16 protein-coding genes and 2 tRNA genes are annotated in these 18,624 nt (G+C 72.9%); 15 read left to right on the forward strand and 3 right to left on the reverse strand.

All coding sequences use genetic code 11. From position 1 onward, the window contains the following. Positions 1–15 precede the first annotated feature (15 nt). The 5 genes from proB to K7G61_RS01520 all read left to right on the forward strand — a co-directional run bounded on the left by proB (position 16) and on the right by K7G61_RS01520 (position 5,400). Positions 16–1,140 carry a glutamate 5-kinase gene (gene proB, locus K7G61_RS01500; RefSeq protein ID WP_225844625.1) on the forward strand — a complete coding sequence of 375 codons (1,125 nt, stop codon included), beginning with the start codon at positions 16–18 and terminating at the stop codon, positions 1,138–1,140. Positions 1,141–1,297: 157 nt separating this feature from the next. Further along, on the forward strand, positions 1,298–1,909 hold the full coding sequence (locus K7G61_RS01505; protein ID WP_225844626.1) for a hypothetical protein: 612 nt from the start codon (positions 1,298–1,300) through the stop codon (positions 1,907–1,909). A gap of 76 nt (positions 1,910–1,985) precedes the next feature. Continuing rightward, complete coding sequence (locus tag K7G61_RS01510) at positions 1,986–3,266, forward strand: glutamate-5-semialdehyde dehydrogenase (RefSeq protein WP_374204025.1); 1,281 nt, start codon at positions 1,986–1,988, stop codon at positions 3,264–3,266. Positions 3,267–3,362: 96 nt separating this feature from the next. Then, positions 3,363–3,842, forward strand: a complete 480-nt coding sequence (locus K7G61_RS01515) for a hypothetical protein (RefSeq protein ID WP_225844628.1) — start codon at positions 3,363–3,365, stop codon at positions 3,840–3,842. 340 nt (positions 3,843–4,182) lie between these two features. After that, positions 4,183–5,400, forward strand: coding sequence for a hypothetical protein (locus K7G61_RS01520; RefSeq protein WP_225844629.1), 1,218 nt, complete (start codon positions 4,183–4,185; stop codon positions 5,398–5,400). Here the strand turns inward: K7G61_RS01520 and K7G61_RS01525 are convergent. Next, positions 5,297–6,454 carry a M48 family metallopeptidase gene (locus K7G61_RS01525; RefSeq protein WP_225844630.1) on the reverse strand — a complete coding sequence of 386 codons (1,158 nt, stop codon included), beginning with the start codon at positions 6,452–6,454 and terminating at the stop codon, positions 5,297–5,299. The two genes, K7G61_RS01520 and K7G61_RS01525, sit on opposite strands and share 104 nt — an antisense overlap. A 137-nt stretch (positions 6,455–6,591) precedes the next feature. Between K7G61_RS01525 and K7G61_RS01530 the strand changes: the two genes are divergently transcribed. From K7G61_RS01530 to K7G61_RS01555, 6 genes are all read left to right on the forward strand, one after another. After that, positions 6,592–6,750 carry a hypothetical protein gene (locus K7G61_RS01530; protein ID WP_225844631.1) on the forward strand — a complete coding sequence of 53 codons (159 nt, stop codon included), beginning with the start codon at positions 6,592–6,594 and terminating at the stop codon, positions 6,748–6,750. Between the two features lies 1 nt (position 6,751). Continuing rightward, positions 6,752–7,357 (forward strand): nicotinate-nucleotide adenylyltransferase, encoded by a 606-nt coding sequence (gene nadD / locus K7G61_RS01535; RefSeq protein ID WP_225844632.1) that lies wholly within the window; start codon positions 6,752–6,754, stop codon positions 7,355–7,357. Between the two features lie 32 nt (positions 7,358–7,389). Further along, positions 7,390–9,258 carry an LCP family protein gene (locus K7G61_RS01540; RefSeq protein ID WP_225844633.1) on the forward strand — a complete coding sequence of 623 codons (1,869 nt, stop codon included), beginning with the start codon at positions 7,390–7,392 and terminating at the stop codon, positions 9,256–9,258. 154 nt (positions 9,259–9,412) lie between these two features. Beyond that, on the forward strand, positions 9,413–9,853 hold the full coding sequence (gene rsfS, locus K7G61_RS01545) for a ribosome silencing factor (protein WP_225844634.1): 441 nt from the start codon (positions 9,413–9,415) through the stop codon (positions 9,851–9,853). Beyond that, the gene (locus K7G61_RS01550) at positions 9,850–10,500 is read left to right on the forward strand and encodes a histidine phosphatase family protein (RefSeq protein ID WP_225844844.1); all 651 of its coding nucleotides are present in this window, start codon (positions 9,850–9,852) and stop codon (positions 10,498–10,500) included. Before rsfS ends, K7G61_RS01550 begins: the two co-directional genes overlap by 4 nt. A gap of 161 nt (positions 10,501–10,661) precedes the next feature. Next, positions 10,662–10,734 (forward strand) — tRNA-Ala (locus K7G61_RS01555). Between the two features lie 85 nt (positions 10,735–10,819). On the opposite strand, the gene K7G61_RS01560 is transcribed toward K7G61_RS01555, so the two are convergent. Next, complete coding sequence (locus K7G61_RS01560; RefSeq protein WP_225844635.1) at positions 10,820–11,809, reverse strand: helix-turn-helix transcriptional regulator; 990 nt, start codon at positions 11,807–11,809, stop codon at positions 10,820–10,822. A gap of 103 nt (positions 11,810–11,912) precedes the next feature. Here K7G61_RS01560 and K7G61_RS01565 point away from each other — a divergent pair, with 103 nt between their 5' ends. Continuing rightward, positions 11,913–13,454 carry an MFS transporter gene (locus K7G61_RS01565; RefSeq protein ID WP_225844636.1) on the forward strand — a complete coding sequence of 514 codons (1,542 nt, stop codon included), beginning with the start codon at positions 11,913–11,915 and terminating at the stop codon, positions 13,452–13,454. 286 nt (positions 13,455–13,740) lie between these two features. On the opposite strand, the gene K7G61_RS01570 is transcribed toward K7G61_RS01565, so the two are convergent. Beyond that, positions 13,741–15,039 carry a glycosyltransferase 87 family protein gene (locus K7G61_RS01570; RefSeq protein WP_225844637.1) on the reverse strand — a complete coding sequence of 433 codons (1,299 nt, stop codon included), beginning with the start codon at positions 15,037–15,039 and terminating at the stop codon, positions 13,741–13,743. 562 nt (positions 15,040–15,601) lie between these two features. Between K7G61_RS01570 and K7G61_RS01575 the strand changes: the two genes are divergently transcribed. From K7G61_RS01575 to K7G61_RS01585, 3 genes are all read left to right on the forward strand, one after another. Continuing rightward, a tRNA-Ala gene (locus K7G61_RS01575) sits at positions 15,602–15,674 on the forward strand. Positions 15,675–16,085: 411 nt separating this feature from the next. Beyond that, a complete protein-coding gene (locus K7G61_RS01580; protein WP_308190567.1) occupies positions 16,086–16,319 on the forward strand; it encodes a helix-turn-helix domain-containing protein in 234 nt (77 codons plus the stop codon). Positions 16,320–16,625: 306 nt separating this feature from the next. After that, positions 16,626–18,563 (forward strand): protease pro-enzyme activation domain-containing protein, encoded by a 1,938-nt coding sequence (locus K7G61_RS01585; RefSeq protein WP_225844638.1) that lies wholly within the window; start codon positions 16,626–16,628, stop codon positions 18,561–18,563. Positions 18,564–18,624: the final 61 nt, after the last annotated feature.

Consider the following 18,624-nt stretch of genomic DNA (forward strand, 5'->3'; position numbering starts at 1 on the left):
ACGATGAGGACGCACGTGACCGAGCCCGTACGCCAGGACGTCCTCGCCGCCCGCCGGATCGTGGTCAAGATCGGCTCGTCCTCACTGACCACCGCGGCCGGCGGGCTCGACGCCGACCGGGTGGACGCCCTGGTGGACGTGCTGGCCAAGGCCAGGGACGACCGCGAGATCGTGCTCGTCTCCTCCGGCGCCATCGCCGCGGGACTGTCACCGCTCGGCCTGGAGCGGCGGCCCCGGGACCTGGCCAGGCAGCAGGCCGCGGCCAGCGTCGGCCAGGGCCTGCTGGTGGCCCGCTACACCGCCTCGTTCGCCCGCTACGGCATCCGCGTCGGGCAGGTCCTGCTCACCTCCGACGACGTCAGCCGCCGCACCCACTACCGCAACGCCTACCGCACCCTCGACCAACTGCTGGCCATGGGCGCGCTCCCGGTGGTCAACGAGAACGACACCGTGGCCACCGACGAGATCCGGTTCGGCGACAACGACCGGCTCGCCGCGCTCGTCGCGCACCTGGTCCGGGCCGACCTCCTGGTGCTGCTGTCCGACGTGGACGGCCTGTACGACGGCGATCCGCGCACCCCCGGCACCAGCAGGATCGCCGAGGTCCGGGGCCCGGGGGATCTCGACGGGATCTCCATCGGCAGCGCGGGGAAGTCCGGGGTGGGCACCGGTGGCATGGTCACCAAGGTGGAGGCCGCGGGCATCGCGACCGGCGCGGGAGTGCCGGTGGTCCTCACCTCGGCCGTACACGCCGCCGACGCGCTCGCCGGGCGCCCCACCGGGACCTACTTCCACCGCACCGGCAAGCGCTCCGCCGACCGGCTGCTGTGGCTGGCGCACGCCTCCGCCCCGCGCGGCGCGCTGCGGCTGGACCCGGGCGCGGTCCGCGCGGTCACCGAGCGGCGCAGCTCCCTGCTGCCGGCCGGCGTGACCGCGGTGGAGGGCGACTTCACCGCGGGCGACCCGGTGGACCTGCTCGACGAGTCCGGCCGGGCGGTCGCCCGCGGCCTGGTCAACTTCGACGCCCGCGAGCTGCCCCGGCTGCTCGGCCGCTCCACCCGCGACCTGGCCAGGGAACTGGGCCCCGCCTACGAACGCGAGGTCGTCCACCGCGACGACCTGGTCCTGCTGGGCCTTTGACCTGCCGCTTCCCGTATCCGGTGGACGGATCCGGGGCCGCCGGCCGGCCCCTGGCGCGTCCTTCTTGGCCAAAACGCCCCCACCGCCTCCCGGAGCCTGGTCAACTCTTAAGCGGACCCTTTGTCGGGGAAGTCGTCCACAGGACAGGAGGCCGCCGGTGAAACGAGGGCGCCAAGGGCCGTTGTCCGGGAGTACGGCGCGGCGCGCGCTGGTCAGCGTCGAAGGCGTCGGTACCGGCGCCGGCGGCACCGACCGCGCCGACTGTGCCCGCGGCACCGCGGGCGTGGACGGCACCGAGGGCGCCGGCGGTGACGAGCGGGACGAGCGGACGGAGCGGTCCGAGCGGTCCGGGCGAGCGGAGTGGTCCGAGCGGTCCGAGCGAGCGGAGTGGTCCGAGCGGTCCGAGCGCGTGCCCCAGCAGGCGGTCTCGTCCCGGCTGTGGCACGTCACGCTCAGCGTCTCGGGGCCGCGCACCCCGCTCGCCGAGGTCAGACGCGGCCTGGAGCAGCTCGCCCACGACCACCCCTTCCTGCTGACCAGCCGCTACGCCACCGACCACGCCGAGATCCGGTACTGGGAGGAGGCCCGCGACGTGCACGACGCCGCCGCGCTGGCCCTGCGGCTGTGGGGCGAGCACCGCTCCACCGCCGGGCTGCCGCCCTGGGAGACCGTCGGCCTGGAAGTGATCGACCGGGCCACCTACCACCAGCGGCTGGCCGAGGGCTACGGTCCGCCGCCGGCGGTGCCGGTGGGCGTGCACCCGTTTTGAGCCGGGGCGGGCATTCGCCCGTCCGGCGCGGGGCCGTGCCCGGTACGCTGCACCCATGACCGCCAGCTCCTGGGAGATGCCCTCTCCGCTGCCCAAGTCGCCCGTCATGCTCGCGGCCTACCGGGCCCGTGCCGCCGCCGCCGACCTGGGCCCGCTGCCCCGGGCCGCCAAGGACGACGCGCTGGAGGCCATCGCCGACGCGCTGATCGTCCGCACCCAGGAGATCCTCGCGGCCAACGCGCAGGACGTGGCCCGCGCCGAGGAGGCCGGCACCAGCCCCGCGATCGTCGACCGGCTGACGCTGACCAGGGAGCGCATCGCCGCCATCGCCGCCGACGTGCGCCACGTGGCGGGCCTGGCCGACCCGGTCGGCGAGGTGCTGCGCGGCTCCACCCTGCCCAACGGGCTGGAGCTGCGGCAGATCAGGGTCCCGCTGGGTGTGGTCGGCATCATCTACGAGGCCCGGCCCAACGTCACGGTCGACGCCGCCGCCCTGTGCCTGAAATCGGGCAACGCGGTCCTGCTGCGCGGCTCGTCCTCCGCGTACGCCTCCAACACGGCCCTGGTCACCGTGCTGCGCGACGCGGTCGGCGGCGCCGGGCTGCCCGCCGACGCCGTCCAGCTCGTCCCCGGCGAGAGCCGCGAGTCGGTCACCGAGCTGATGCGCGCCCGCGGCATGGTCGACGTCCTCATCCCCCGCGGCGGCGCGTCGCTGATCCGCACCGTGGTCGAGGGCTCCACCGTCCCGGTGATCGAGACCGGCACCGGCAACTGCCATGTGTACGTCGACGCCGAGGCCGACATCGAGACGGCCGTGCGGATCCTGGTGAACTCCAAGGCACAGCGGGTCAGCGTCTGCAACAGCGCCGAGACGCTGCTGGTGCACCAGGACATCGCCGAGCGGTTCCTGCCCCGGGCGCTGGACGCGCTCGCCGAGGCCGGGGTCACCGTGCACGGCGACCCCCGGGTGGCCGCCCTGGCCGAGGCGCACGGCACCAAGGCCACGGTGGTGCCGGCCACCGCCGAGGACTGGGAGACGGAGTACCTGTCGTACGACATCGCCGCCGCCGTCGTGGACTCCCTGGACGCGGCCGTCGGCCACATCCGGCTGTGGTCCTCCGGCCACACCGAGGCGATCGTCACCACCTCCCAGTCCGCGGCCCGCCGCTTCACCCGGCTGGTCGACGCGGCCGCGGTGATGGTCAACGCCTCGACCCGCTTCACCGACGGCGGCCAGTTCGGCTTCGGCGCGGAGATCGGCATCTCCACCCAGAAGCTGCACGCCCGCGGGCCCATGGGGCTGCCCGAGCTGACCTCCACCAAATTCGTGGTCACCGGAGACGGTCACATCCGTTGACAGGCGTCCCCGGAGCCCCGTGAGAGCGCACAGGCAGCGCACAGCCGGGCACATTTCCCCTGCCCAAAGGGCCAACTTCCGCATTACCCTGAACAGATGCCGGACGATGACGAGTTCGCCTCCGTAGTCCTCGACGAAGATTTCGTACGGTCCGCCCTGTTCCACGAGCCCACGGCCCGGGAACGGATGCTTGCCGTCGCCGAAGGTCCAGTGCTCCCGCCCGGCAGGCCCGGACGGCACAGAAGGCCGGCCGTCGTCCCCGAGCTGGGCGAGGACGCCGCCGCCGATTTCGACGAGCTGTACGCGGCCGGGCACCCGTACCGCGGCAGCACCACCCGCTGGCACCGTCCGGTCGCCTGGGCACTGGCCGTGGTGATGGGCATCGGAGTGGTCGCCCTGACCTTCGCCGCGGTCTACCGGGGGGCGAGCGGCAGCCGGCAGCCCGGCCCGCCGGCACCCTCCAGCGGCACCGTGGGGAGGGTCGGCCCGGTGGGCAGCGGCGGGGCTGCCGCCACCGGCTCGGGACCGTCCGCCCCCCAGGGCGTGGGTCCCCTGGTCGGCACCTCGCTTCCGTGATCCCGTGTCCGCGATCCTGCCTCTGCGGTCCTGCTTGTGTGATCCCCCTCTGCGGTCCTGCCTCTGTGCTTGTGTCCCGTCGTCCCGTTCGTCGTCCCGTCGTCCCGCCGCCGTGCCTCCCGGCCGCTCCGGCAGGGAGGCACGGCCCGGCATCGTCCTGAGTTCCGCTCCCGGCCGATCGCCCGTCCGGCCCTCCGACCCGGCCTCGGTCCCCACCTCGGTCCCTGCCTCGGTCTCCGCCCCGGTCACCGCTCCTGGTCCGGGCCGAATTTCTGATCTCCAGTCAAGTTGACCGGTACCGGGGCGTTTATTCGTGTGCTCGGAGACTTAACCTTGTGATATGAGCGGCTCTGGAGAGCCCCCGGAGGGCACGCCCGAGGGCGTCCCCGGAGGCGACGACGAGTACCGATCCGTCGTCTTCGACGAATCGTTCGTCAGGGCTGCCCGGATCCAGGAATTCTCCGCCAGGGAGCGGCTGGACGGCGCCGCCCGGGCGGTGCGGGTCCGGCACGTGCTGCCCCGCGGCCTGGCCCGGCAGGCGACCGCCCTGATCCTGCTCATCGTGGTGGCCTTCGGCTTCGCGGTGTACATGGGGGTGCGGCACCCCTACCGCTCCGGCTCCCAGGACCCGGCCGTGCGGCTGCGCGCCACCGTCATCCCGCTGGTGCCCGCCGGCCCCGTACCCGCCGTGCCGGCCGCGTCGCCCTTCGCGGGCAGTGCGGCCGCGCATTACCGGGTCGGCGCGGAGGGCATCAACCCCGCCGACGGCTCCCGCGGCATCGGCGGCTACTCCGAGGCCGAGGTCGACCGGGCCTACACCCTCGCCAAGGAGTACCTGACGGACTCCGGGCTGGATCCCCGCACCACCCTCAGCGGTGACGTGGGCGAGGTCCGCAACCTGCTCGACCCCGGGCAGCTCGACCAGTTCGACTCCAGCCTGTCCCGGCCCGCCGACGACGGACTGCACGAGGCCACCGGCTGGCTGGTGCGCTTCGACCCGGCCGCCGGTGTGCGGATGGTCACCGACCAGGTCCGGGTCCAGGGCACCTTGCGGGCCGCCCGCGCCGACGACGACCAGCTGGAGGTCGCCGCCGACCACACCTACGTCTACGCGCTGCGCGGCCCGGACCCCGCGAGCGGCGTGTCGCTTTTCACGGTACGGCGCCAGTTGCGCTTCCGGTTCGACCACGACGACCTGCGGGACCATCACGTCCAGCTCGTCCAGGCCGACGTCGCGGCCGGTCCGCTGGCCTGCGCCGCCCCCGTCGAGGGCTTCCGCCCGGTACTCGCCGGGCAGACGGCGCCCGGCGGCCTGCCCGGTGACGACCCGTACGACCACGACCACCCGGCCGGCGAGGTGTGCGCCCCGCTGGCGTCCGCCGCCCCGGCCGGGCCGGCCGCTCCCGCCACGACGGCCCCGGCCACGTCGGCCACGACGGCCACCCCGGCATCGGCTACCGCGTCGGCGGCTCCTCCTCGCGGTCCTCTCCCGGCTCCTCCGGCGAGCCGGACCCCGGCGGCCGTTCGGCCGTCCGCGTCGCCGACCCCGAGCCCGTGAACACGTCGCGCAGCTTGCCGCCCAGGTCGCCCGCCCCGTTGGAGAGGTCCCTGATCAGGCCCATCAGCGGGTCCTTGCTCTGCTTCACCGTGTCCGCGTAGTGGTTCGCCGACTCCTTGAAGGCGTCGCTGACCGAGGTGTCCCGGTCCTCGGTGCGCCGCGGGTAGTGGCCGTCCATCAGCCGCTGGTAGTCCCGGCCGGCGGCCCACCGGCGCAGCTCGGAGGCGCGCACGGTGGTGAAGGGGTGGCTGCGCGGCAGCACGTTCAGGATCTTCAGGACCGAGTCGCGCAGGTCGCCGGCGGCCTCGTACTCGTCGGCCTGCTTCAAGAACGCGTCCACGTTCATCTCGTGCAGGTGGTTGCCGCCGGCTATCTTCATCAGGCCGCGCATCGACGCCTGCAGGTCCTGCCCCACCAGCAGGCCGGCCCGGTCCGCGGACAGCTCCGACTTGCGGAACCACTCGCGCAGCGCCGTGACGATCGCCAGGACCGCCAGGTTGCCCAGCGGTATCCACGCCACCCGGATGGCCAGACTGGTCAGGAACAGCAGTATCGTCCGGTAGACCGAGTGGCCGGACAGGGCGTGGCCCACCTCGTGGCCGACGACCGCCCGCATCTCCTCCTCGTCCAGCAGCTCCAGCAGGCCGGTGGTGATCACGATGATCGGCTCGTCCATGCCGATGCACATCGCGTTGGGCCGCGGGTCCTGCGTGACGTACATCGCGGGGACCTTCTCCAGGTCCAGGATCCAACAGGCGTCCCGCAGCATGTGGTTGAGGTGGGCGAACTGCTCGTCGCTGACCCGCACCGAGTCCGACAGGAACAGCAGCCGCAGGCTCCGCTCGGGGACGAGGCCGCTGAGCGCCTTGAACACCGTGTCGAACCCGCTCAGTTTGCGCAGGGCCACCAGGGCGGACCGGTCCGCCGGGTGCTCGTACGCGCGGGAGGAGATGTCGGGGAAGCGGCGGCGCTTTCGACCGGGCAGCTTTTCCGTGCTCACCCGGTCGGCTCCGGCCTCGCCGGTTCCCTTCGGCGCTTCGTTCGGTTCGGACATACTGGGCCCAACCCCCTGCTAGCCAACCGTTACACAGTCAGGACGCGCGGAGCCTGCGCGAAGTTCCCCCGGGCCCGCCCGTACGATGTGCCGAGAGTCATCATGACGTCCCCGAACGAGCAAAGGGTCCCGCCATCATGCCGACGACCGTCGCAGCCTCCGCCCTCACCCCGCTCACGACCCTCGCCGAGAACGGCGGCCACCACAACAGCCTCAGCCCGTACCTGACCGGATTCGGGGCGCTGGGCGCGCTGCTGCTCCTGCTGGTGATCGTGACCCGCTTCAACCGGGACTAGCATGATCGCGGCGAAGAAGCAGCGCATCGGTGTGATGGGCGGCACGTTCGATCCCATCCACCACGGGCACCTCGTGGCCGCGAGCGAGGTGGCGAGCCTGTTCCACCTGGACGAGGTCGTGTTCGTGCCCACCGGGCAGCCCTGGCAGAAGGACGAGCGCAAGGTGTCCGCCGCCGAGGACCGCTACCTCATGACGGTGATCGCGACCGCTTCCAACCCGCAGTTCTCGGTCAGCCGCAGCGACATCGACCGCGGCGGCAAGACCTACACCATCGACACGCTGCGGGATTTGCGCGCGGAGCACCCGACGGCGGATCTTTTCTTCATCACCGGTGCCGACGCGCTCGCCCAGATCTTCTCCTGGCGCGACGCGGAGGAGCTGTTCTCGCTGGCGCATTTCATCGGCGTGACCCGTCCCGGGCATACGCTGTCCGACCCGGGCTTCCCCGAGGGCGGGGTCTCCCTCGTGGAGGTCCCGGCGCTGGCCATCTCGTCGACCGACTGCCGCCAGCGGGTGGCCAAGGGGGAGCCGGTCTGGTACTTGGTTCCGGACGGTGTGGTGCGCTACATCGACAAACGCGCGCTGTACCGGGACGCGACCGGGTAGCCGACGCAACGAAACACGCGAAGGGGTTCCTCGTGAACGACGCAAACCCCCGTTGGCACTATGCCGAGGGCGGCCCGGACGACGAGACGGACCCATACGCGGAAGGGCCCTACTACCGGCAGCAGCCCTATGGTTACGATCAGTACGGCAGGCCGCTCCAGGCACCGCCGTCCCCCCCGCCGCCGCAGGTCCCCCAGCAGCAGGCGTACCAGGACCCCGGCCCGTACTACCAGGGCGGCCCCGCCCAGCCCTACCCGACCCAAGGCGGCCAGGCCGGCCAGGGCCGCTCGCCCGGCTGGATCCCCCAGCAGCCCCAGCAGCCGTACTACGAGCAGGGGTACGACACCGGGCAGCAGCCGGTGTACGACACGGGGCAGCACGCGGCGTACGAGACCGGCCGGCAGCAGGTGTACGACACCGGCCGGCACGCGGCGTACGACACCGGGCAGCAGCAGGTCTACGACACGGGACAGCACGCGGTCTACGACACCGGCCCGCAGCAGGTGTACGAGACCGGTCAGCAACCGGTCCACGACACCGGGCAGCAGCCGGTGTACGAGACGGGTGGGCAGCGGGCCGGCGGTGAGGCGGAGCCGGCCGGCCAGGGGGCGGGCGCCGGGGTGGACTACCGGACCGAGCAGTTCGCCTTCGTGGACGAGGACTCCGAGGAGTCCGAAGAGGTCATCGACTGGCTGAAGTTCACCGAGTCGCGCACCGAGCGGCGCGAGGAGGCAAAGCGGCGCAGCCAGAGCCGCAAGCGCGGCCTGGCGCTGCTGCTGGTGCTCGCCCTGCTCGGCGGGGCCGGCTACCTGTGGCGGGCCGGGAAGATCCCGGGCCTGGGCAAGGACAGGAAGACCACCGCGGCAGCGGCCGGCGGGGCGCAGAAACGCGACGTGATCGTCGTCCACCTGCTCCCGGTCAGCGGCGGCCCCAGCTCCACCGTGCTGCTGGTCGACAACGAGACCAACGGCCGCGGCACCACCGTGCTCCTGCCCAACTCCCTCGCGCTGACGGGCGACGACGGAACCCCCACCACGTTGGACAAATCGGTCGCGGACGGCGTCGGCCCGACCCGGGACTCGCTCAACACCCTCCTGGGCACCGACATCAAGGGCAGCTGGCGGCTGGACTCGCCGTACCTGGAACTGCTCGTCGACTCCCTCGGCGACGTCTACGTGGACACCGACGCCACCGTGAAGGGCACCGGCAAGAACAGCGGGAAGACCTTGGTGACGCAGGGCAAGCAGACCGAGCTCAGCGGGCAGGCGGCCGTGGCGTACGCCACCTACAAGGCGCCGGGCGAACCGCAGACCGCGGAACTCGCCAGGTTCGGGCAGGTCATGGAGGCGGTGCTGAAGAAGATGCCGAGCGACGCGGCCGACGCCACCAAGACCGTGCAGGCGCTCAGCCAGATCCTCGACCCCTCGCTCAGCGACAGCCAGCTCGGCGCCTCGCTCGCGCGGCTCGCCGAACTCGCCAAGACCGGCGCCTACGACACCGCGATGCTGCCGGTGGGCAGCGACGGCTCGCTCAGCCCGCAGGCCACCCGGAGCGTGGTGAGCACCGTCCTCGGCGGCAACGTCAAACAGGGCTCCGGCGCGTCCTCCGGGCAGCCCCGGGTCACGATCAGCGACGCCAGCGGCAAGGCGAAGGCGGCCTCGATCGCCCAGGCCGCGATCGTCAACGGGGGCACGTACACCTATGTGCCCGGCGCCAAGGCGAGCGGTACGCAGGCGCTCTCCCAGGTGCTCTACGCCGACCCGGCACGACTGGCCGCCGCGAAGGACGTGGCCGCCACCCTCGGGCTGCCGACGAGCGCGGTGAAGAAGGGCACGGTGCCGGCGAACGCCGACATCTCGGTCGTACTCGGCAGGGACTACAAGCCGCAGACCGGTCAGTGACGTGCCCGGCGCGGGGCGTGACGTCCGGCAGCGCGCCTGGTCACGCCCCGCGGGACTTGCGGGGCGTGACCAGGGGCGCCGGTAATCCGGTCGGGGCTGTCGGAGGGTCGTGAGACCCTGGAGGAAGACAGCCCCCGACCGGAAAGCCGTATCCGTGACCGCCACTGACCGTTCCATCGAGCTGACCCGCGCCGCCGCCCAGGCAGCCGCCGACAAGCTCGCGCACGACGTCATCGCGTACGACGTCAGCGATGTGCTCTCCATCACCGACACCTTCCTCGTCGCCTCCGCGCCCAACGACCGCCAGGTCAAGGCCATCGTCGACGCCATCGAGGAGACCCTGCTCAAGGAGCTGGGCGCCAAGCCGGTGCGCCGGGAGGGCGAGCGGGACGGCCGGTGGGTGCTGCTGGACTACGTCGACATCGTGGTCCACGTCCAGCACAGTGAGGAGCGGGTGTTCTACGCGCTGGAGCGGCTGTGGAAGGACTGCCCCGAGATCGAGCTGCCCGAGGACGCCGTGGCGACCCGCGGCAAGGGCGCGGAGCACGCCGCCGCGCACGCGGCCGCCGTCGGCGACGAAGGGGGCGTCCACTGAGCGGGCACCGCGGCCGGGGCCGCAGGATCGTGCTGTGGCGGCACGGCCAGACCACCTGGAACCTCGAACAGCGGTTCCAGGGCACCACCGACATCGACCTCACCGAGGCCGGCGTCGCCCAGGCGCGCCGCGCCGCCCGGCTGCTCGCCGCCCTCACACCGCACGCGATCATCTCCTCCGACCTGCGCCGGGCCGCCCGTACCGCCGAGGAGCTGTCCACCGTCACCGGCCTGCCCGTCACGCACTACGAGGGCCTGCGCGAGACGTACGCCGGCGCCTGGCAGGGCCTGACCCACACCGAGATCAACGAGCGGTACGGCGACCAGTACGCGGCCTGGAAGCGCGGTGAGCCCGTGCGGCGGGGCGGCGGTGAACTGGAGACGGAGGTCGCCGACCGGGCCGCTCCCGTGGTGCTGGCCGCGGCCGACAAGCTCACCGACGGCGGCGTGCTCGTCGTGGTCAGCCACGGCGGCACCATCCGCACCACCATCGGCCGCCTCCTCGACCTGGACCCGGTGAGCTGGGAGTCCCTCGGCGGCCTGTCCAACTGCTGCTGGTCGGTCCTCGGCGAGGGCGCGCGCGGCTGGCGGCTGACCGAGCACAACGCGGGGACGCTGCCCGAGCCGGTCCTCGGCGACGACTCGTAGCCGGCGCCGGGCCTGTACGCCGGGTCTGCGTGCCGGACCTGCGTCCCCGGCCTGTACGCCGGTCCGCGGCGGGCACGGACCGAACCGACCGAACCGATTTCGTTTCCGGTCCGCCTACCGGCTATGCTTCTTCCCGTCGCCCGGCGAGAACGGGACGGCGAGGGGCTGTAGCTCAGTTGGTAGAGCGCTTGCATGGCATGCAAGAGGTCCGGGGTTCAATTCCCCGTAGCTCCACGAGTGCGAGGGCGAGATGTGTCCGCGAAAAGCGCGGACCGTTTCGCCCTCGTCGTTTTCCGCGCGGGTTCCGCCCTGTGGGCGGTCAGGCCGTGATCGCGGGGAGGTCGTCCGTGTCCGCGCGTGCGGTGGCCGCCGCGACGCGTTCCGCGAGGACCACGGAGAGCCGGCGGCCGTGGACGGAGCAGCCGACGGTCTGGTCCTCCAGGGCGCGCAGCCGCTCGATCCGCAGCCGGTCCTCCTCGCCGACCGGCGTGTGGACCACGATCCGGTGCTCGGCCATCCCGTCGATGCTCAGCGACATCGTGGTCAGGTTGATGATCCCGACGTCCGCCTGCCGGAAGATCTTCACCCGCCGGCCGGGCGCCGCCACGTCCCCGCTGGCCCACAGCTGCGCGAACAGCGGACTTTCCTTGATCAGCCGGGCGATGAACGACTCCCACGCGGGCTCGCCCACGTGCTGCCCGTACGACCTGCGCAGCTGCGCCACCATCCAGGGCAGCTCCTCGTTGCTGTTGACCATGGTCGAGCAGCACTCCGGGATGGTGAAGAGCTTGTACAGGACGTTGCGCTCCTCCCGTTCGACGACCGAGCTCATCGGCCACAGCGCCCGGTACGTGGCGTTGGACGCCTGGACGTCGTAGCGGGAGTTGTAGACCGCCGCGGGCAGCGGGTCGAGCGAGCACAGGATGCCCAGCACCTCGTCGCCGACGACCTCGGCGTCCGAGACCGGTTCGCGGACGTACGGGATGCCCGCCAGCCGGTAGAGGTGCTCACGCTCGGTCGTGTCCAGTTGCAGCACGCGCGCCACCGCGTCCAGCACCTGGACGCTGGCGTTGATCGGCCGGCCCTGTTCGAGCCAGGTGTACCAGGTCACCCCCACCCCGGCGAGCTGCGCGACCTCCTCGCGGCGCAGCCCGGGTGTGCGGCGGCGCACCCCCGGCGGCATGCCCACGTCGGCAGGGGAGATACGAGCGCGGCGGCTGCGGAGGAAAGCGGCGAGTTCGCTGCGGCGGTACTGTTTGCCCTGCCTTTCCTGCCCCTGCTGCGTGGTCTGCTGCTGCGGCTGGGCCATACTCACCATCCTCACGCGCCGCCGCCTCCGCTGCCAGGTGCTGTCAGTACCAGGATCACGGGGCTCTCGTTACCCGTATCGCACCGGCGCCATGATCGTGGTCATGACCGAAACCGCAGTGACGAACAGCGCGACAGCCTCCCCGTCCCACGGCACCCCGGCCGGGTCCGCCCGCGGCCACGCCGGGCCGGCCGGCGAGGGCAGTGCGGGCCGAACCGGTACCGGCGAAAGGTCCGGCAGGGCCGGACCGCGGACCGGCCTGCTGCTGGCCGTGATCCTGGGCGGCCAGTTCATGTCCCTGCTCGATGTCTTCATCGTCAACGTGGCCGCGCCCACCATCCGCTCCGACCTGCACGCCTCGGGCTCCGCCCTCCAGCTCGTCATCGCCGGCTACACCATCGCGTACGCGGTGCTGCTGATCACCGGGGCGCGGCTGGGCAACCTGCTGGGGCACCGCCGGCTGTTCCTCGCCGGCCTCGCCCTGTTCACGCTGTCGTCACTGGCCTGCGGGCTCGCGCAGAACACCGGGGAGCTGATCGGCTTCCGCTTCGCGCAGGGCACCGGTTCCGCGCTGATGATCCCGCAGGTGCTCAGCCTGCTGCAGATCACCTTCACCGGCGAGGCCCGCACCCGCGCGATGAGCGTGTACTCCGCGGTGCTGGCCTCGGGCGCCGCGCTCGGCCAGTCGCTGGGCGGGGTACTGGTCAGCGCCGACCTGTTCGGCACCGGCTGGCGGCCGGTGTTCCTGGTCAACGTGCCGATCGGCGTGCTGATGCTGGTCGCCGTCCCCCGGGTGCTGCCCGCCGACCGGCCCGGTCCGCGGGCGGGCGGGCGCGGCCTGGACCTGCCGGGGCTGACGGTGCTGGCCGCGGCCGTCACCCTGTTCACCGTGCCGCTCGTGCTCGGGCAGGAGGAGGGCTGGCCGCTGTGGGGCTGGGTGTGCCTGGCGCTGAGCGCGGTGCTGTTCGCGCTGTTCATGGTGCTGGAGTCACGCCTCGCGCGGCGCGGTGGCGCCCCGCTGGTGTCCACCCGGGTGCTGCGGGCGCCGGGCATGGCCCGCGCGGTCGCCGTGATCGCGCTCAGCATGGCGGTCAACGCCGGCTTCCTGTTCGCCATCGCCCTGCACCTGCAGTCCGGCCTCGGGTACAGCGCGCTGCGTACCGGGCTCACCTTCGTGGCGTGCGCGGTCACCTTCGGCGGCGTCGGCCTCAACTGGTCGCGGCTGCCGGTCGCGTGGCGGCCATGGCTGGCGGTGACCGGTCTGGCGCTGGCGGCCCTGTCGTACGTGGACATGGCGCTGGCGCTGCGCGGTGGCGGTGACGGCGGCGCCTGGACGTACCTGGGCCTGATGGCCCTGGGGGCCGGTCTCGGCCTGGCGTTCAGCCCGACGTTCGCCCTCGCCCTGGCCAAGGTGGCTCCCGCGGACGCCGCCGACGCCAGCGGGCTGCTGGCCACGGTGACCCAGCTCGGGCAGCTCATCGGCGTGGCGACCTTCGGCACGCTCTTCCTGAACCGGCTCCAGACGGCCTCCGCCCACCCGTCGGCGCACGCCGTCGCCGTCACCCTGGCCGTGCTCGCCGCGGTGTCGGGGCTCGGCGCCCTCATCGCGGTGGAGCGGTGGCGGCGGACGACGCCCGCGCGCTGAACAACGGGCTGGCGGCTCGTCCCACTTCGTCCACCCTGCGTCCACCGTGCGTCCACCGTGCGTCCGCCGTTCCTCCGTCGTGCCGAGGGCCCGGGCCTGGAGCCCTCGGCATCCCGGCGCTGATGCCCTCGGCGCCGCACCAACGGGCGGGCGGGCGGACGGGGGTCCGGATCGGCGGACACGCCGACCGGCCGATGCGGTCCGACGGCCGCCGAGGCGGGCTGCGGCCGGGGACGCGGGGGATACGGACACCGGCGCCCGAACGCGGCCCCGCACCGCCCGGAGCTCATGAACTCCGCGCCGGTGAGCGGCCGCCGCGGCGGACCGGCGTGATCCGGCGGGGCCTGTCGCGCATGGCGCGTGCGGCCCGCGATCCCGCCATTGCCAGAAAGGCCAGGCCGACGAGCGGATAGGCCGCGGCGAGGACCATTTCGGCGGCGTTCTCCCGCAGTTCGGGCCGGTGGACGCCGTGCGGTACCGACCAGATCACGTAGCTGCAGAAGACCAGGGCGACCGCCATCGCGGCGGCGAGCCGGCCCGCGGAGCGGCGCCGCGATGCCGCCGCGGGTGCGAGCCCGGGCGGGTCCTGGGCACGTACGCGGGCAGCCGCAGGCGCGCGGTCCGCGGGGACGTCGTCCCGTACCGCCTCCGTCACCAGCAGGACCACCACGGGCACCGCCCACACCCAGTGGTGGGACCACGACACGGGGCTGACCAGGAGCGCGGTGACCGCGCAGGCCAGGGTCGCCCACGCGGTCCCGTTCCGCAGGGACCGGCCGGCCAGGAGGGCGGCGACCGCGCAGGCGAGGCCGGCCGCGGCCACCACCAGCGACAGCAGCAGCCAGGCCGGGCCCGGGGCGGCGGTGTGGCCGAGACGGGCCACGACCCCGCGCAGGGACTGGTTGGCGACGTTCTCGGCGCGGCCTGGACGCCCCGGCGCCCAGGCGACGCTCGTCCAGTACCGGCGGGAGTCGTGAGGCAGCGCCACCGCCCCGATGAGCACCGTGGCGGCGAATGTGCCCGCGGCGACCAGCGCGCGGCGCAGATACGGGGTGCCGCGCGCCAGCAGCCCCGCAACGGCGAGCAGCACCACGAACAACGCCGGGGTGAGCTTGATCCCCGCGGCGATCCCGATGCCGACACCCGCCCAGCGCTGGGCGGGGGCGCGGGTCAGGTCCCACAGCACCAGGACCGCCAGCAGCAGGTTGATCTGGCCGTAGCGCAGGGTGGTCCAGACCGGTTCGCTCCACACCGCGAGCGCGGCGACGGCCAGGACGGCGGCCGGCCGGCCCGGGCGGCCCACCAGCCGCAACGACAGGGCCGCGAGCGCGACGGTGAGCAGCAGGTTCGCGGCGGTCACCAGCGTCCGCATGGCGCCGACGCCCACCCAGGTCAGCGGTACGAACAGCAGACCCGCGAACGGCGGGTAGGTCATCGGCAGCCCCGCGGTCATCACCCGCAGCCCGTACACGTCCCCGCCGGACCGCACGGTCCAGCCCACCGCCCGGTACACCATCACGTCCAGCAGCGACACCCGCAGCGCACGCTGCGCCGTCCACACCGCGGCGAACGACACCAGGCACATCGCCGACGCCCCCCACGCCTGCCAGGCCCGCCCTCTCCGCCCCGGCCATCCCGACTGCCGCGTGCTCCCCGGCTGCCGCGACCACGACCACGACCGCGAGGCCCGCGGCCCGGAGGTCCGTCCGCCAGGCCGCGGCCCGGCCCGTCGAGCAGGGTCGTCGGGCCTCCGCCCGGGTCCGCGGGACCACCGCCGTACGCCGTCCACCGTGCCGACTCCTTTCCGCTTCCCTCCCCGCTCGTCCCTTCTCGTCCCCTCCCGGGCTTCCTTTCCGGCCCACCCCGGCTTCGGGTGCGGGCGACAGGTCCCGGTCCTCAGCCTCAGCCTTGGCCCGGGCCGTGGCCTTGCCCTCGGCCTTCGGGACCGTCGGCCACCGGGCCTGACGGCCCCTCGGGCCGGCCCGGTTCGCGCGGCGGCGGGCGGCGCCCGTTGTCCGGCCGTTTCCGCCCATCCGGGCCCGAACCCCGAGGTCGTCGCCTTGCCGCAGCCGCAATCGATTTGCCTCACCGGCCCCGGGGCCGTGTAAAGTGTCCCGAGTCGCCCGCCCCACGGGCCGACACCACGCGGGGCTATAGCTCAGTTGGTAGAGCGCTTGCATGGCATGCAAGAGGTCCGGGGTTCGAATCCCCGTAGCTCCACGAGTGCGAGGGCGAGGCGGTCCGCGGACAACGCGGACCGCCCCGCCCTCGCCGTTCCCCGCCCGGGTCGCGTCGGCGCGCTGCGAGCTTCGCCAGCCGCACTCCATTTTTGACCCGTGGCCGTGGCCGAGGCCGTGGGTGCGGGACGTCGGGGTCGTGCGGTCCGTGGGACGAGGGCGTCGCCGTCATGCGGGTACTCGCGGTTGGACGCATCGCGCACTGCGGCTCGGCGCATCGGGTGATCCGGTCCTGGGCGTTCCGCGCACTCCGGGCCGAGCGCACGCGGCATCCGGCGGTCGGCGGTGGTGCGTACGCGGGTCCCCCCGACGGGTCGGGCCGGGGTCCGACCGGGCCGCTGGTGTCACGCTCCCGTACCGGATCCCGGGCGACCGATCATCAGGACATGTGCCGGTGCCGAGACCGGACCGCGCCACCATGCCGCCGTGGTGGCCGCACGGCACCACGCCGCAGCGGTGGCCGCACCGGACCCGGACCGGCAAGGTTCGGCACCTGCTGGGGACGCCCGACCTGCCGGTCGAACGCATGGCCGTCCAGGTCGGATTCGGTTCCCCCACCGCCTTCCGTGACCGCTCCGAGCGTCCGACCGGAAGCAGCCCCTACGCTTACCTCCGCGCCTTCGGGTAGGGTCCGTGGCCGGGCCGATCACGGGCCGGCCGCCATGGACCGGGCCACGATCGGCTTTGACCGTCCGCTGTCACGGTGAGTTGTCAAAGCCCGCTTCTCTACGGTTCCTTGACCTTCTCTTGGTGATTTCATGCCCCTGGCATGAACTGATCGGCGAAAGAGTATCGCTCTGCGGTGCCTGCCGTACGCATAGCGGCAACGCGGAGCGTCAATGCACAGCAACGCCACAGCGCCAACGCACAGCGGCAACCGCGGCGCAACCGCGCAGCACAGCTCACGCGACAATTCGCTTCGCATGGGGGTTACATGAGATTCGAGCGCAGAAGAACGCGCACGGCACTGGTGGCGGCCGCCGCGCTGCCACTGGTCGCCGGCGCGCTCGCGCTTGGCAGCCAGTCCGCGTCGGCCGACCAGCCCGCGCGCCAACTGCTCGCCGGTACCAGGCCCGCATGGGCGACCGCGAAGGCGGACAAGGGTGCCGCGGCCCGCTCGGGCAAGGTGACGCTCCGGGTCTACCTGGCGGGCAAGGACGCCAAGGGCCTCGCGGCGTTCGCCCGGAACGTGTCGGACCCGAGTTCGGCTTCCTACGGTCACTACTTGACGGCCGCTCAGGCACAGTCCCGGTTCGGTGCCACCAAGGCTCAGATAGCCGCGGTCACCTCCTGGCTGAAGTCCTCCGGCCTGAAGGTGACCGGCACCAACCGGCACTACATCACCGTCACCGGTGATGTCGCCGCCGCCGAAAAGGCGTTCGGCACCCAGCTCCACAACTTCACCAAGGGCGGCCACGTCTACCACGCCCCGGCGAGCACGGCCTCCGCGCCGGCCTCCGTGCACGGCGCGGTGCTCACCGTCACCGGTCTGGACAACTCCCCGAAGCTGTCCCACCACGACGACACGCTGCCGCCTCCCGGCGCGGCATTCGTCAACGCCGGGCCGTTCTCCTCGTACTACGGCTCGAACGTCAACCCCAGCCTGCCGTCCGCGTTCGGCATCCAGGCGCCGTACGCGATCAGGGGCTACACCGGTGAGCAGCTGCGTGCCGCCTACGGCGCCGGCCGCTACACCGGCAAGGGCGTGAAGGTGGCGATCACCGACGCCTACGCCTCGCCGACGATCGCCGACGACGCCGCCACGTACGCCGCGCGGCACGGCGACAAGCCCTACAAGCACGGCCAGTTGCGCCAGGTGCTGCCCAAGGACTACAACTCCACCGACGCCTGCGACGCGTCCGGCTGGTACGGCGAGGAGACCCTCGACGTCGAGGCCGTGCACGCCGTGGCGCCCGACGCGGGCATCGTGTACGTCGGCGGGGCCTCCTGCAACGACAACGACCTGCTCGACGCCCTCAGCAAGGTCGTCGACCACCACCTCGCCGACATCGTCTCCAACTCCTGGGGCGACATCGAGCAGAACGAGACGCCGGACATCGCGGCCGCCTACGACCAGGTCTTCCAGATCGGCGCGGCCCAGGGCATCGGCTTCTACTTCTCCTCCGGCGACAGCGGCGACAACGTCGCCTCCTCCGGTACGAAGCAGGTCGACACCCCCGGGAACTCGCCGTGGGCCACCTCCGTCGGCGGCACCTCGCTGGCGGTCGGCAAGCACGACAAGTACGAGTTCGAGACCGGCTGGGGCACCCAGAAGGGCGTGCTCGCGCCCGACGGCAAGAGCTGGGCCACCCCCGCCTACACCTCGGGCGCCGGCGGCGGCACCAGCAAGATGTACGCACAGCCGTCCTACCAGCGCGGCATCGTGCCGGACTCGCTGTCGCTGGCCAACGGCGGCACGACCAAGCAGCGCGTCGAGCCCGACATCGCCGCGGTGGCCGACCCGAACACCGGCTTCCTGGTCGGACAGACCCAGACGTTCCTCGACGGGTCCGTCAAGTACGGCGAGTACCGCATCGGCGGCACCTCGCTGGCGGCGCCGGTGATCGCCGCCGTCCAGGCCTTGACCCAGCAGGCGCGAGGCGGTCTGCCGATCGGCTTCGCGAACCCGCTCATCTACGCCCGGTACGGCACCCCCGCGTACCACGACGTGACCGACCACCCCTACGGCCGGCAGACGCTGTCCGAGGTCCGGGTCGACTACGCCAACGGCGAGAACGCGGACAACGGCACCATCACCTCCCTGCGGGTGCTCGGGCGTGACGCCTCGCTCGTCGCCACCCGCGGCTACGACGACGTGACGGGTGTCGGCACGCCCACCAGTCACTACGTCCAGGCCTACGGCCGGCGCTGACCGAACGGCGGGGCTGTGCCGCGCGGCGACGCCCGGCACAGCCCCGCCACCGGCGGCGGGC

The sequence above is a fragment of the Streptomyces sp. HPF1205 genome, assembly GCF_020400825.1.
Classification (GTDB): domain Bacteria; phylum Actinomycetota; class Actinomycetes; order Streptomycetales; family Streptomycetaceae; genus Actinacidiphila.